The sequence below is a fragment of the Candidatus Thermoplasmatota archaeon genome (genome assembly GCA_035540375.1).
Taxonomy (GTDB): domain Archaea; phylum Thermoplasmatota; class SW-10-69-26; order JACQPN01; family JAJPHT01; genus DATLGO01.
This window is the reverse complement of the sequence record DATLGO010000043.1, coordinates 1-13,365: the sequence shown is the minus strand read 5'-3', so window position 1 is coordinate 13,365 and position 13,365 is coordinate 1. Positions and strand designations below refer to the sequence as shown.

Below are 13,365 nucleotides of genomic sequence, written 5' to 3'. Positions count from 1 at the left end.
GTGGCGGGATCGAAGGTGATCGAGCGGCCGGTCGCGCTCGGGCTTTCGGAGGGCGCGACGCCGCTCACGTCGGAGAGGACGAGCGAGGGAGGACCCCGCAGATAGTCGAGGAACAGGATCGACATCGACGGCGCGGCGTATTCCAACCGCTCGATGGCGCCGGGCGCGATCCCGTACCGCTTCGCGGCGTCCGCGAGCGCCGCCGAGGGGGCGAAGCGCGCGGGCGGATCGATGTCGTGGATCGAGAACCGCTCCGCCCGCCACCCCACCTTGAACTCGGCGTTGCGCGTCGCGTGCGCCGCGGCGAGCGGGCCCGGCGCCGAGGCCAAGCGGACGGATTTCACGACGTAGAACGCCTCCCCCGCGGCGAACACGAGTTCCCAACCGCCTCGGGTGCGCGCATCGGGCGTTTCGTCGAGGCGCATGCGGCGATCGTAGTGCGCGTACGCGAGGATGGCGCCCGGGTGCTTCTTCATGAACTCGCCGTAATAGAGGGAGGGGTCGGACGCGATCGCGGATGCGGCCTCCTCGAGGGGGTAGAGGAGGTCGAGATGGGCCGTTTCGAAGAACCGACCATCGTAGGATCGGGGCGCAGCGACCGGATTGACGAGGGGTGATCGCCCTTCGCGAGCGTCCCCGAGGGGCGCGCCCGATCCCGGAGCGAACGCCATCAGCTCGACGACGAACGATCTGGGCGCTCCCTCGTGTTCTTTCCACGTGCAGGCCCCGGTGCGATCCCGCCCCAGGTTGTCGCTCGCGTACCTGCACGTTCCTCCGGCGACCGGTTGCGCGACCGTTTCGCCGGCCACGCGCGCGATTCCCGGCAGGCCGTCCGCGACCGTCACGACGAAGGTCTCATTTTTCGCCTCATTGTGGAAGTGGAACGCGAGCGCCGCGCGCCCCTTGAAGGCGACGGCGCGGGCGGGCTCCGACACGATCGATGGGGAGGCGCCCGGGATGAGCGCTTCGAGGGGGACGCGCTCGCCCTCGACGAACGCGCGCGCCGGGAGCCGGCCGGGGCATCCGGTCCGCGGGAAGGTCGCGAGGGCCTGCTCGCTCACCGTCACGCTCGGCGCTCCGGGAAGTCCCATGGAAGGCATCGCGATCGCGGGAAACGCGAGCGCGTCGCGGGTCTTGAGCGGCTCGACGGCGACGGCGTCGAGGCCGTCCGCAAGGGCGTGGCACCGGTGCGCGGCGACGAGGCGGTCTTCGTGGAAGTGCTGCGCGAGGTAGGCCTCCGTCGCGCGCTCCAACCCGTAGCGGTCGCGCGCCTCGGCGGGTCCTTCGACGAGCACGCGGAACGCGAGACCGGGTTGGCCGTCGACCGACGTGGCGTATTCGAGGAGATCGCCCGCGCGGCCAGGCGACGGCGCGACCTCCGTCGGGGCGAGGAGGCCCGCGCTCGCGGTGGGCGCGAGGAGGGCGGCGAGGACGAGGAGGATCGGCAGGCGGTGCGGCATGGCGTTCGCGCTCGCGCCGGGAGCGCCTCCCGGGGTATTCCGCTCGGTGGCGGATGAGGCTAGCGCCCGCCCGTCACACCCGCACGCGGACCGACCGCCCCTGGGCGTAGGCGTCCAAGATGGCCTGGCCGGCGTCGGTGCGGCGCGAGACGCGGATGTCGCCCTTGCCGCCCACGGTGGCCGTGAAGAGGACCTCGCCGTCGACCGCGACGCGGACCTCCTGGCCCGCGAGACCCTTGTCGGTCACGAGGACGATGTTCTTCTTCGTCTTGCGCAGGTGCGGGGTGACCTCGGCGTACCGTCGCTCGCGCGGCGCGGCGGGCTCCGCGGGCGCAGCGGGGAGGTCGGCTTCGGCGGCCTCGTCCTCGTCGTCGTCCTCCCACGCGCCCTCGTCCTGGCGTCCCTTCGCGCGCGGCACGTTCCACACGCGCTGGAGCTTGCGCTCCCGCGGCGCGCGGCCGGGCCGCTCGCGCAGGGGCTTGACGTCGATCTTGATCCCGATCGCGGCCTGCGTCTCCTGGATCGTGCGGCCGCCCTTGCCGATGAGGCGAGGGATCTCGCGCTCCTCCGCGTAGAGCACGCAGGACGCGTCGCCCGTCATCTCGGCGACGTAGTCGCCCTCCACGTAGCCGCGGAACACGTGGCGCAGCTGCGCGTTCGCGAGCTTGTCGCGCGGGGACTGCGCCTCGCGCGAGCCCTCGGCGGCGCCGACGGGCATCACGACGACCTGCTCGCCGTACGTGTAGATCTCGTACTCGGCCCGCTTCGATACGAAGTCGCGCACGACGATGACCGGGCGCGCGAGGTCGGCCTCCGTCATGCCGGCGGGGACCTTGACCGTGAACGTCAGCTCGAGGACCTGGCGGATCGCGCCGCCCTCGATGTGGACGACGGTGTCGACGACCTGCGGGATCATGCCGAGCTCCACGCGGCCGATGAGGCGCTGCACGGCGTCGATCGCGCGGTTCGCGTGCGTGACGCCGATGAGGCCGACGCCCGCGAGGCGCATGTCGCCGAAGATGCGGAAGTCCTCGGTCTTGCGGACCTCGTCGTACACGACGAAATCCGGTCGCACGAGGAGGAGCACGTCGCTCGTGAGCTCCATCGAGCGGTCGAGCGGCGCGTACTGCGTGATCTCGTCGCCCACCTGCAGGTCCCGCGGCGACTCCATCGTCTTCACGATGGTCCCCTGGTCCTTCAGGTGCTCCGCGACCGCGGTCACGAACGTCGACTTGCCCGACCCGGGCGCGCCCGACACGAAAACGCCGCGCTGGTAGCTCTTGAGGCGATCGAGAAGCTCGCGCTCGAGGCCGTACTCCTCGAGGGTCTTGCGCACGACGGGCCGCACCGCGGTGATCTCGAGGCCGTCGCTGAACGGCGGCTGCGCGATCGCGATGCGCATGTTGCCGAGCTGCACGACGGTCGCCCCCGTGCGCTCGATCTCGATGAACGAGTTCGCGTCGCGCCGCGCGGCCTCGATGATCTCGCGACGCATGCGCGTGAGCGTCTTGAGCTCCATCGGTTCGCGGCCGATCTCCTGGAGCTTCATCGCGCCGGGCTTGCCCTTCTTCGCGAGCGGCTTCACGCCGTACTTCAGGTGGACGCTCATCGTCGACGCGTCGAAATACTTCATGATGTCGAGCGAGGAGAGGTCCTTCTCCTGCTCGTCGGGTTCCGTGATGGGACGCACGTACTCGACGTCGATCGCCATCGCGCGCGCGACGTGCGCGAGGACGCGGTCGCTCGTGAGGAGCTTCGCGCCCTCGTCCTCGGCGATCTCGCGGATCATCGCGTCGATCTCGCCGCTTTTCGCGAGCTCGATGTCCTCGGGCGTCGGACGCTCCCCGACGAACGCGACGTCGAGGTTCGCGGTGTCGCGCAGCTCCTGGATCTTCACGATCTCGTCGAGACCGTTGAAGCCGGATTCCCGTCCCGCGTTCGCCTGGTACTCGAGCTCCGCGACGACCGCCATCGGAATGAGCAGGCGCGCGTCCTTGAGCTCCCCGCGCTGGATGCGCAGCGTGATGCGGCCGTCGACGAGCACGCTCGTGTCGGGGACGATCGCCCTCGCGCGGCGCTCGGGCGCGGCGCGGGTCGACTTCTTCGGGGCCATGGTCGCGCGCCGTATCCCGTCCGCGACGGATCAAGCCATCGAGTGGAGCGGGTCTTCCGGCCGGGCGACGGGAAGCTTGAAACGCCGCGCCGCGCGAACGTCCCCCCATGAAGCCCAAGGTCGCGATCATCGGCCGAGGCGACGCCGGGAGCGCCCTTGCGCGGGGACTCGCCCGGGCGGGGTACGAGGCCGCCTCGGCGGGCCGCGAGCCCGCGCGGGTGCGCGAGATCGCGCTTGCCGCGGACGTCGTGATCCTCGCGGTCCCGTTCGAGAGCCGTTTCGACGCGCTCCGGGAGGCGGGCGACGAGGCGCTCGCCGGCAAGGTGCTCGTGGACGTCACGAACGCGGTCGCTCCGCCCGACTACGATCTTGCCCTGGAGCCCGCGCGCGGATCGGGGGCCGAGGAGGTCCAGGCGCGCGTCCCGAACGCGCGCGTGGTGAAGACGCTCAACACCGTGCTCGCGCACCACATGGAGACCGCGCGGGCCCATGGCGAACGCCTCACCGCGTTCGTCGCGGGCGACGATGAGGCGGCCAAGGCCGTCGTGCGCGATCTCGCGACCGACCTCGGCTTCGACGCCGTGGACTGCGGGCCGCTCGTGAACGCGCGGTGGCTGGAAACGATGGGGTACTTCGCGATCCAGCTCGCCTACGGGGAGCGCCTGGGGTCCGACATCGGGATCCGCCTCGTTCACTGAAGGCGCTTGCGGGCGACCGTCACGAAACCCGTGTGGCCGAGCATCTCGAAGCTCGGTCGCGCGCCGCGCTCTCCGACGACCCATTCGCGCTCCATCGTCTCGAACGCCCGGACGACCGTGAACGGATGGTCCGCGAGCGCGCGATGCGTCGCCTCGACCTGGCTCACGAGGGGGCTGTAGGTGACGAGGACGCCGCCGCCCTTGAGCGCGTTCCACGCGGCCGAAACGGCGAGCCAGGGTTCGGGCACGTCGAGGACGAATGCATCGAGGTCGCGCTCGACGACGTCCTTCGCGACGTCGCCCACCTTCACCTCCGCGACGTCCGCGAGCCCGGCGCGAGCGAGGTTCGCGCGGCCCCATTCGGCGAAGTCCTCGCGGATCTCGTAGGTCGTCACGCGGCCGGTCGGGGCGACGGCGCGCGCGAGGGCGAGCGTGAGGCTCGCGCTCCCGACGCCCGCCTCGACGACACGGGCGCCCGCTCGGAGGTCGGCCTCAAAGACGATGCGCGCCGCGTCCTTCGGCGTCACGACCTGCGCCTTCCGCGCGACGGTCTCGAGGAGATCCCGCACGGTCGGGGCGACGGCGATGAACGCCCGACCCGGGTATTCGAACCGCGCGCCGGGCTCGACGCCCACGAGTCGCGCGAGGTCGACGGTGCCGAGCCCCTTCACGCGCTCGACGCCGCCGCCCACGACCACGAGCAGGCGCTCGCCCGTTGCGGGGTCGAGGAGGACGACGCGGTCGCCGGGGGCGAAAGGGGCCATCGCGCGGCGATGGCGCGTGGGGCTGAAAAGGCTACCGCGGCTCCGAGGCCCACGTCCACACGCCCCGGTCGGTCGCGCGGAACGCGACGCGGGGGCACCGGGCGTCGCTTGCGGGGGGCACGATCTCGACGACCGCGGTCTCGTTCGTCGCAAGGCGGACGAACTCCTCGCGCGTCGTGTTCGTGGGCTTCGCGGCGCCGCGGACGACCGAGACCCGGCAGTCCGGGCCCTCCCAGAGCCACCCGACGTGAATCCACGTCGCGTTCTCGTCCGACACCGCCCGGACGACGTATTCGCCCGCGCGCATGAGGAAGGCATGCGAGCCCGTCGCCGCGACGCCCTCGCCCGCGAACTCGACGGCGAGCATGGGACGATGGGCGAAGGGCGGCACGTCGCGGACGGTCCGGTTCGCGACGTCGAGCGCGGGCGCGTTTCCGCGAACGACCGTCTCGCGGTCGGGCTCGATCGGGCCCTGAAGGGGCTCGACGACGAGCAGCCTCGTGAGATTGACGGGCCATCCCGTCGCGGCGCGCGATTCCTCCTCCGCATCGTGGGACGCCGAGGGCGAAGCGCAGCCCGCGACGACCGCGACGAGCGCGACGATGATCGCGCGAAGCATGGGTGCGGAAGCGCGTCGGGGTTTGAAAACGATATCGATTGGACCCTTCAACGGACATCGAGCGAGGGCGTCTCGCGTTGACCCGTGAAGGCGGCGTAGATCCTCCGATCGAGGCCCGCGAGGATCCGTCGCGCCTCCTTGTAGGCGCGACGCTCCGCTTCGACGAAATCGAGCCAGTCCTTGAGGCCGTCGGCCTCCGTCGCGAGGTCGAAAGCCGTGAGGCGACGCCGCCGCGTCTCGCCGAGGCGCGCGAACTCCTCGCGGGCCTCGAAGAGGAACCGCACCTCCGCGGCGCCGAGTCCGCGCGGGTAGGCGAGGTCGGGCACGCGCAGCGGGTCGACGAGCCGCGGGATGAGCGGCGCGAAGGGCACGGGGAGGCCGCGCTCGAGCCAGGCCAGCCGAGCCTCGGCGCCCACGGCCGCCTCCCCGCGGTCGCGGGCGCGCCGGAGCTCCAGATAGTCGTGGAAATCCCAGCGGAGCTTGGGTCGCACGCGCGCTTGAGCGCCGCCTTCGGATATGGAGGTTCGCGGCGCCCCCTGAAGTCTATATAGGGAGGCGGCGCATCCCGACGCCGTGCGCCACCTCATCGAGGACGAGCTTCGCGGCCCCTCCGTCTTCAAGGATGCGGGCAAGCTCAGCTTCGACTACGTCCCGGAGGACCTCCCGGGCCGCGAGGAGGAGACGAAGAAGCTCGCGCGCACCTTCGGCCCCGTCCTCGCGAACCGGGGGAGCGGGCAGACGATCCTCGTGACCGGCCCCGTGGGGTCGGGCAAGACGGCGCTCTCGAAGCGCTTCGCGATGGACTTCAAGGCCTACGCCGCAAGCCAGGGGGTCCCGATCGAATGGGTGGACGTGAACTGCCGGCGCCGCTCGACGGACTCCGCCGCGCTCCTCAAGATCCTCACGCATTTCGACGAGCGCTTCCCGGACCGCGGCTTCTCGAACTCCGAGATGCTCGAGATCCTGCGCAAGCAGCTCGAGCGGCGCGAGGCCCATCTCCTCGTCATTCTCGACGAGGTGGACATCCTCCTCAAGAAATCCGGCTCCGACCTCGTGTACGCGCTCACGCGCTTCAACGAGGAGGCGACGCGGGCGAAGGTCGGCGTGAGCCTGATCATGGTCTCGCAGCGCGACGTGCGCACGTTCCTCGACGAGGCCGCGCAGAGCACGTTCAAGCGCACGAGCGTCCTCGCGGTGGAGAAGTACGGCGAAGCGCAGCTGAAGTCCATCGTGCGCCAGCGCGTCGGCCTCGCGTTCCACGCGAACGCGTTCCCGGAGGACCTCGAGGACCTCGTCGCGGAGATGGCGGCCGAGCGCGGCGACGCGCGCCTCGCGATCGAGCTCCTGCACAAGGCGGGCCAGAACGCGGACGACGAGTCCCGCAAGACCGTGAGCGCGGAGGACCTGCGCGCCGCGAAGTCGAGCGTCTCGGACACGGTCGAGGAGGGCAAGCTCCGCGAGCTGGACCTCCACAAGAAGCTCACGCTCCTCGCCATCGCGCGGGCCCTGAAGAAGGGCGGCGCGTTCGCGATCACGGGCGAGGTGGAGTCCATTTACGCGGTCGCGTGCGAGGAGCGCGGCGAGAAGCCGCGCGCGCACACGCAGTTCTGGACGTATCTCAAGGACCTCGAGGGCCTCGGCTTCATCCACACGCGGCGAAGCGGCAAGGGCGTCCTCGGGACGACGACGCTCATCTCGCTCCCGGACGTCCCGGCGAAGAGCCTCGAGGAGAGGCTCCTCGCGCTCCTCGGGAAGTAGGCGCCCGGTTTCGGTCCCGCACCCGGACCCGGACCCGGGCCCGGACCTGGACCTGGTCCCGACGCCCGGACCCGGGCCCGAAACCCGGTCCCGACGCCCGGCACCCAACACCCGGTCCCGGCACCCGATCCGGCTCCCGGTACCCGTCGTCCATCTCGCTCCAGGGGCGGCGCTCGGAGCTCGGATTTGAGCCCTTCGCTTCGGTTCGACCACTCTCGGCGCGCTCCGGCGCGCAGGGCGATGAGGGGGGCGCGCGTGGTGGGGTGCGTGAACCCGATGTCCCGACGACTCCTTTCGACCGTGAGCGCCACGAGCGTGCAACTCGTCCCCCTCCCCGCGGGCGCGTACTCGCGCGGCTTCCTCGTGGAGGCGTGGGACCCGGAGGACCCGGACCTCGCGACCGCGGTGCCGCTCTACGCGTCGTGATCGCGGATTTCGAACCGCCACAGGCCTTCGTACGATCCCTTCAGGAGAATGGATGGACAGATCGAGTTCTCGATCGCCGCATCCCAAGGTTTTCCAGTGAAAGTGACCGCGAAGCTACCCTCGGGAGATGCCCCCGTCGTCACGGGTGACCAGCTGCGCCGTGGCTCTTCCTCCCGGATCGTTTCGCATTTCTCCCGCACCCAAAGCTCGGCTCGGACGAAGTCGGGGAGCGCCAGGAAATGGATATCGTGGGCGCGGCTTCCTTCAGGCGTTGTGACGACAATCGGGATGGATACGCGTTCCCTCGCCAAATAGAGGCGCGGCTCGGCGCTCCCAGAATCCACGAGGTATGCGCCCGTCCACATCCCGGATGGCAAGGAGGCAGCCCGGACCACACGCGCCTCGCGGTCCATCGAAAACGATCCCGGCGCGATCTCAACCGCATCAGCGTTTTCCCACGCGAGCACCGTGCCGGGTAGCGCACGAACCGTGAGCGTCAACAGGACGACTTGGTCCTGGGGGACGCGCGACCTTTGCGCAACGCATGCGACGGAAACGGTCCCCTCCTCCGTGGGTTTCGGGAGCGCCCCGGGATCCACGCCTGCGGCGTCCGGCTCCGCGCAAGGCACATCCCGCCGACTCTCGTGGAGGGCGATGGCGGCGACGGGGCTCAAGAGCGCCACGACAACGATGACGCGGAGGACGGGTGGCATAGCGAGGCCTCACCTGTAGACATAGACTTTTGTTGTGGTTTTGCCTTTGTCATTCGATTCCTTCTTGTAGTTTACGCCGATGCCCCAGGAGCCTTTCACATCCCAGGAATTCACCCAGCATGGGTTGCCTGGCGAAGTCTGCTCCCCGATGCCACCGTCCGCACCCGTCGCTTTGGCGCCGTCGGTTCCGAAGTCACGACACCTTCGATCCGATGCGCCTGCGTTGCGGCTGTCCTTGTATGTTCCATAATACCAGGTGGAGCTGCCCAGAAGATCATTGTGGATGGTGCCGGTGGTCGCGTACTGGGGATCGCCTGAACAATAGCAGATCACGAACCACATGGAGTTCACCTTTCGGGGCCCACCCCAGGCGATCTGGCAGGATTGGAAACCATCCTGGGCACGCCAATAGCCGCACGTTTCCGTAATCGTATCCGAGTACACGGTTTGTTCTCTCCAACCCACAGGGCCGCCGCTGCTCGCCGCCGCTTGGGGTGGGAGGATCGGGCCCGGGGCCGCAGCCAAACACAAATTCAGTTGGTTCATCGTCAATCCCTCTCCTTCCGTACAATCGACGATCACGTCATTGTCGACGTCAAACAAGATAATCCGGAATTGGGGCGGCGGGTCGTCAGCGCTCACTTCCGCGGAGAGCGTGATTGCGGAACTGACGATGAGGATGGCCATCGTGACGGTCCGGGCGAGCATGTTCGTCACCTCGTCAGGGTGTTCGGTGTGCTTTTTTTTTGGAGGTAATTTGTGTTTTCCTATTCATTCCAAGCTTGGACGGGCCGGCGACGAGCCCGCCCAATGAGCTTGCGAACGGGTCGTTCCCGTGCCGGAACGGGCGCTCATGAGCGCGCTTTCGCGAAGGCGGTTGGCCATGAATGTCATCGTCGCGGATCGCACTGCACGATCGCATCGGCTTACGAGGCAGAATTCGTCGACGACTCAATAAGGCGAAATGTCCCGGCCCCCTCAATCGTGGCATCCCGGACCGGTTCGGAAGGAAAGGGTTCGGTTATTCCAACGTGTTCGCGGCCACGCGACTCTCGACAAAATCTTTGAACGCGTGCATCTTGGCGCGGGCTTCGCGCGAGAGCAGGGGGAGCCGCTCGTCGTCGAACTCGCCGATGATCCGGTTCACCGCGAGCGTGCCGGTGGGCGTGCGCGTGAGCTCCCATTCATTGAGGGTGCCGCGCTCGTCCTGGATCGCGAGGAACCGCCGCTCGGCCTCGCCCGTGACGACAGCGTCCATCTTCCGGTGGCGGCGCGTCTCGAGGGCGATGCGCGTCCCGACCCCGCCGGGCGCGTACTCGGTGACGTCCGCGCGCACGATGCCCGGCACGAACGCGGGGATGTTCGCGGGGTTCGCGAGATGCCGGAAGACGATCCGCGGGCTGGCCTTGACCTCGATGCGGTTCTCGATGCCTTTCACGCGCCGTTCCCTCGCGAGCCTGTTCGCCCGGGGGCTCGATAAAGGTTCGGGGAAAACGAGATGACGTGCCCTCCGCGCGCGGAATCGACCGCCCATCGGCGCGCGTCGAGGCGGCACCGACCGGTCCACGCCTTGGGCGGTGGGCTTTCTCATCGGCGCGCGTCGAAAGAGCGTAGGCCGCTTCTTGGGGGTGGGTTCACCCGGGGACGGAGTGCGTTCGGCGCCGTAGGCGCAGCGAGCAACGCGCGCATGGCGTGAACAGAAAGGAACGGAAAATTGCGGACCGGGGTCCAGGGGCGCAGCCCGCGCGGACCGCAGTCCGCGCGAGCCCGAACCGCAGTTCGGGCGGACTGGTCGGGGGGGTCCAGGGGGCGCGAAGCGGCCCCTTGGCCCACTGCGTCGCACGGAAACCCGTAGCGAGCGCGAAGCGCGAGCGGGGGGTTTTCCGTGCGACGTGTGTGCTCCGAGCCGTAGGCCGCAGCGAGCGACAGCGAGCGAAGGCCGGAGGCTCGGCTAGCCCTTCAACGCCTCGCGCACCACACCCGCGAGGTGCGGCGCGCTCAGCTGGTACTTCTCGTACAGCTCCTTGGGCGTGCCGCTCACCGCGTAGAGGTCGCGGACACCGACGCGCTTCACGGGCGTCGGGCGGTGCTCCGAGAGGAACTCGCAAACGGCGGATCCGAGGCCGCCGATCACCGAGTGGTCCTCGGCGGTCACGATGCGGCCCGTCTCCTTCGCGGCCGCAAGGAGCGCGTCGCCGTCGAGCGGCTTCACGGTCGCCATGCCGAGGACGCGCACCGAGACGTTCTCCTTCTTCAGGAGGTCCGCGGCGGCGACGGCCTCGCCGAGGAGCGCGCCGTTCGCGACGATGGTGATGTCGGAGCCGTCCCGGAGGGTCGCGGCGCGGCCGAGCCTGAAGTCGTACGCGTCGTCGAAGAGCTTCGGCACCTTGGCGCGCGTGAGCTTGAGGTACGCGGGACCCGCGTGCTCGGCGAGCGCCTCGGTGGCCTTCATGCACTCCGTCGCGTCGCCCGGCACGACGATCGTCATGTTGGGGAGCGCGCGGTAGATCGCGACGTCCTCGATCGCGTGCGCGGAGGAGCCGTCCTCGCCCGTCATGAGGCCGCCGTGCGAGCCGACGATCTTCACGTTGAGGTTCGGGCGCGCGACCGCGTTGCGGACCTGCTCGAAGGCGCGCTCCGTGAAGATCGCGAACGTGGAGGCGAAGGGCACGAGGCCCGCCGAGGCGAGCCCCGCCGCGGTCGTGACCATGTCCTGCTCCGCGATGCCCATCTGGAAGAAGCGGTCCGGGAAGAGGTCGCCGAACCACTTGCTGCGCGTGGATTCCGCGAGGTCCGCGTCGAGCGCGACGACCTTCGCGTTCTTCTTCCCGGCCTTCACGAGGCCCGCGCCGTAGCCGTCGCGCGTGGGCGCGCCGTCGGCGAACGCGGTCGGGACCTTGCCGCTCACGCGCCCGCCCCCTTCGCCGGCGGGGTCCAGTCGACGCCGAGCTCCTTCATGGCGCGCTCCATCTCCGCGTCGGTGAGCGCGCGGCCGTGGTACTCGGCCTTGTTCTCCATGAACGAGACGCCCTTGCCCTTGACCGTGTGCGCGACGATGCACGCGGGCTTTCCGGTGCCGACGTGCGCGTCGGCCCAGTCGTAGGCCGCGAGGACCTCGGCGAGGTCGTGGCCGTCGATCTCGCGCACGTCCCACCCGAACGCGCGCCACTTGTCGGCCATCGGCTCGAGGTCCTTCACGTCCTTCACGAAGCCGTCGATCTGGATCTTGTTGTAGTCGACGATCGCGGTCACCGCGTCGAGCCGGCGGTACGGCGTCGTCATCGCGCTCTCCCACACGTTGCCTTCCTGGCACTCGCCGTCGCCGAGCATGACCCACGTTCGGTACGGTTTGCCCTGGATGCGCGCCGCGAGCGCGACGCCATTCGCGAAGCCGAGGCCCATGCCGAGGCTCCCCGCGCTCATGTCGACGCCTGGAATCTTGTGGTCCGTGTGGCCCTGCAGGAGGCCGCCCACACGGCGGAGCCTGTCGAACTCCGAGGTCGGGAAGAAGCCCAGCTCGCCGAGGACGGCGTAGAGGCCCGGGCAGCAGTGGCCCTTCGAGAGGACGAAGCGGTCGCGGTCCTCGTGCTTCGAGGATTTTGGGTCCGTGCGGAGCTTGCGCGCATAGAGCGCGACGAGCAGCTCGGCGGCGCTCATGCTGCCGCCCGGGTGGCCGCTCTGCGCGCGGTGCGTCATGCGGAGGACGTCGATGCGGACCTGCCGCGCGAGCGCCTCGAGGTCGCGGAGGGAGGCGCCGGCGCGCGCCGCCTGGAGGGTCATGGACGACCGGAGGCGGAGCCGGGATATGAGGGCTTGGGTGGTTGCGGCGATCCGGATTGTCGATACTCTCGATGCGGCACGGGGACATGCCGGGCCGACCCTTGAGGAACCATGGACGCCGCGACGCTCGCGTGGGACGCACGCCTCGCCTTCGAACGCCTCGACCTCCGCGCGACGCGCCTCATGGCGCGCTACGGAGCGACGCTCCTGCGCGTTGCGCTCGGCGTCGTGTTCCTCTGGTTCGGTCTTCTCAAGGTGATCGGCCGCTCGCCCGTCGAAGCGCTCGTGGCGGGCACGATCCCGTGGGCGCCCGCAAGCGTCGTGATCCCGGCGCTCGGTATCCTGGAGGTCGCGCTCGGCGTCGGCCTCGTCCTCGGCCTCGCGCTCCGGGCCGTCCTCGCCATCTTCTGGGCGCAGCTTGCGGGCACGTTCCTCGTCCTCGTCCTCCAGCCGGCGGTCGCCTTCCAGGACGGAAACCCGCTCCTCCTCACGGTGGAGGGCGAATTTGTCGTGAAGAATCTCGTCCTCATCGCGGCGGGCCTTGTTGTCGGCGGCACCGTGCGCGAGCGCGGGCGGTCTCGCCGCCGGGCGCAGCGGGCGTGATCAGCGGACGACCGGCGCCTCGGCGGAGATGACCTCGGCCGGCGCGAAAGAGGCGGCGGGGGCCTCGTCGAGCGCGAGACCCGCGCGGGCGACCGCGCGCTCGGCCGCGTCGAGCGCCGCCGCGCGCTCGGCCCGGACGCGGCGCTTCTCCTCATGGAGCGCGCGGCGCACGACGTTGCGCGCGGCCTGGTCGCGGCCGGCCTTGAACGCGGCGAGGAGGGCGCAGGCGCAGAACAGCATCCCGACCCACGCCCAGCGCTCGAGGCGCGTCGCGTCCGCGAGCGCGAGGGCCGCGAGGCCGAGGCCCGACAGCGCGAGGACCGCGACGCCGTTCGCGCGCGCGACCTCCGCGTGACGCCCGAGCGCGACCCGGAGGCGGTCGGCGAGGGGCGAGGCGACGGGGGCGGGAGCGGCGCGCATGCTTCTCACGC

General features: G+C 70.1%; 15 protein-coding genes. 4 read left to right on the top strand and 11 right to left on the bottom strand.

From position 1 onward, the window contains the following. Both VM889_04730 and VM889_04725 read right to left on the bottom strand, forming a co-directional pair. Positions 1-1,460 (bottom strand): hypothetical protein (locus VM889_04730; GenBank protein HVL47840.1); only part of this gene is annotated, 1,460 nt, incomplete at its 3' end. 73 nt (positions 1,461-1,533) lie between these two features. Beyond that, positions 1,534-3,573 carry a PINc/VapC family ATPase gene (locus VM889_04725; protein HVL47839.1) on the bottom strand — a complete coding sequence of 680 codons (2,040 nt, stop codon included), beginning with the start codon at positions 3,571-3,573 and terminating at the stop codon, positions 1,534-1,536. A gap of 107 nt (positions 3,574-3,680) precedes the next feature. Here VM889_04725 and VM889_04720 point away from each other — a divergent pair, with 107 nt between their 5' ends. Next, the gene (locus VM889_04720; protein ID HVL47838.1) at positions 3,681-4,271 is read left to right on the top strand and encodes an NAD(P)-binding domain-containing protein; all 591 of its coding nucleotides are present in this window, start codon (positions 3,681-3,683) and stop codon (positions 4,269-4,271) included. Here the strand turns inward: VM889_04720 and VM889_04715 are convergent. The 3 genes from VM889_04715 to VM889_04705 are packed head-to-tail and all read right to left on the bottom strand — an operon-like array spanning position 4,265 to position 6,145. Beyond that, positions 4,265-5,035, bottom strand: coding sequence for a tRNA (adenine-N1)-methyltransferase (locus VM889_04715; protein ID HVL47837.1), 771 nt, complete (start codon positions 5,033-5,035; stop codon positions 4,265-4,267). The two genes, VM889_04720 and VM889_04715, sit on opposite strands and share 7 nt — an antisense overlap. A gap of 31 nt (positions 5,036-5,066) precedes the next feature. Beyond that, entirely contained in the window at positions 5,067-5,654 is a 588-nt protein-coding gene (locus VM889_04710; GenBank protein HVL47836.1) for a hypothetical protein, read from the bottom strand. A 47-nt stretch (positions 5,655-5,701) separates the two neighbouring features. Next, complete coding sequence (locus tag VM889_04705) at positions 5,702-6,145, bottom strand: hypothetical protein (protein ID HVL47835.1); 444 nt, start codon at positions 6,143-6,145, stop codon at positions 5,702-5,704. Positions 6,146-6,227: 82 nt separating this feature from the next. Here VM889_04705 and VM889_04700 point away from each other — a divergent pair, with 82 nt between their 5' ends. Together VM889_04700 and VM889_04695 are read left to right on the top strand one after the other, a co-directional pair. Next, positions 6,228-7,412: an AAA family ATPase gene (locus VM889_04700; GenBank protein ID HVL47834.1), complete on the top strand. Its 1,185-nt coding sequence runs from the start codon at positions 6,228-6,230 to the stop codon at positions 7,410-7,412. A 267-nt stretch (positions 7,413-7,679) separates the two neighbouring features. Further along, positions 7,680-7,838, top strand: a complete 159-nt coding sequence (locus VM889_04695; protein HVL47833.1) for a hypothetical protein — start codon at positions 7,680-7,682, stop codon at positions 7,836-7,838. On the opposite strand, the gene VM889_04690 is transcribed toward VM889_04695, so the two are convergent. From VM889_04690 to VM889_04670, 5 genes are all read right to left on the bottom strand, one after another. Beyond that, entirely contained in the window at positions 7,826-8,551 is a 726-nt protein-coding gene (locus VM889_04690) for a hypothetical protein (protein HVL47832.1), read from the bottom strand. The genes VM889_04695 and VM889_04690 overlap by 13 nt on opposite strands. Positions 8,552-8,560: 9 nt before the next feature. After that, positions 8,561-9,259 carry a hypothetical protein gene (locus VM889_04685; GenBank protein HVL47831.1) on the bottom strand — a complete coding sequence of 233 codons (699 nt, stop codon included), beginning with the start codon at positions 9,257-9,259 and terminating at the stop codon, positions 8,561-8,563. A 313-nt stretch (positions 9,260-9,572) separates the two neighbouring features. After that, the gene (locus VM889_04680) at positions 9,573-9,989 is read right to left on the bottom strand and encodes an SRPBCC family protein (protein ID HVL47830.1); all 417 of its coding nucleotides are present in this window, start codon (positions 9,987-9,989) and stop codon (positions 9,573-9,575) included. Between the two features lie 513 nt (positions 9,990-10,502). Then, on the bottom strand, positions 10,503-11,459 hold the full coding sequence (locus VM889_04675) for a transketolase family protein (protein ID HVL47829.1): 957 nt from the start codon (positions 11,457-11,459) through the stop codon (positions 10,503-10,505). Continuing rightward, positions 11,456-12,331, bottom strand: a complete 876-nt coding sequence (locus VM889_04670; GenBank protein HVL47828.1) for a transketolase — start codon at positions 12,329-12,331, stop codon at positions 11,456-11,458. The genes VM889_04675 and VM889_04670 overlap by 4 nt, the downstream gene beginning before the upstream one ends. Positions 12,332-12,442: 111 nt before the next feature. Between VM889_04670 and VM889_04665 the strand changes: the two genes are divergently transcribed. After that, a complete protein-coding gene (locus VM889_04665) occupies positions 12,443-12,934 on the top strand; it encodes a hypothetical protein (GenBank protein ID HVL47827.1) in 492 nt (163 codons plus the stop codon). Here the strand turns inward: VM889_04665 and VM889_04660 are convergent. After that, a partial coding sequence (locus tag VM889_04660; protein HVL47826.1) for a hypothetical protein occupies positions 12,935-13,365 on the bottom strand: 431 nt, incomplete at its 5' end.

Coding starts and splice junctions, on each gene's coding strand:
- VM889_04725 (HVL47839.1), bottom strand. CDS start 3,573: ATGGCCCCGAAGAAGTCGACCCGCGCCGCGCCCGAGCGCCGCGCGAGG.
- VM889_04720 (HVL47838.1), top strand. CDS start 3,681: ATGAAGCCCAAGGTCGCGATCATCGGCCGAGGCGACGCCGGGAGCGCC.
- VM889_04715 (HVL47837.1), bottom strand. CDS start 5,035: ATGGCCCCTTTCGCCCCCGGCGACCGCGTCGTCCTCCTCGACCCCGCA.
- VM889_04710 (HVL47836.1), bottom strand. CDS start 5,654: ATGCTTCGCGCGATCATCGTCGCGCTCGTCGCGGTCGTCGCGGGCTGC.
- VM889_04690 (HVL47832.1), bottom strand. CDS start 8,551: ATGCCACCCGTCCTCCGCGTCATCGTTGTCGTGGCGCTCTTGAGCCCC.
- VM889_04685 (HVL47831.1), bottom strand. CDS start 9,259: ATGCTCGCCCGGACCGTCACGATGGCCATCCTCATCGTCAGTTCCGCA.
- VM889_04670 (HVL47828.1), bottom strand. CDS start 12,331: ATGACCCTCCAGGCGGCGCGCGCCGGCGCCTCCCTCCGCGACCTCGAG.
- VM889_04665 (HVL47827.1), top strand. CDS start 12,443: ATGGACGCCGCGACGCTCGCGTGGGACGCACGCCTCGCCTTCGAACGC.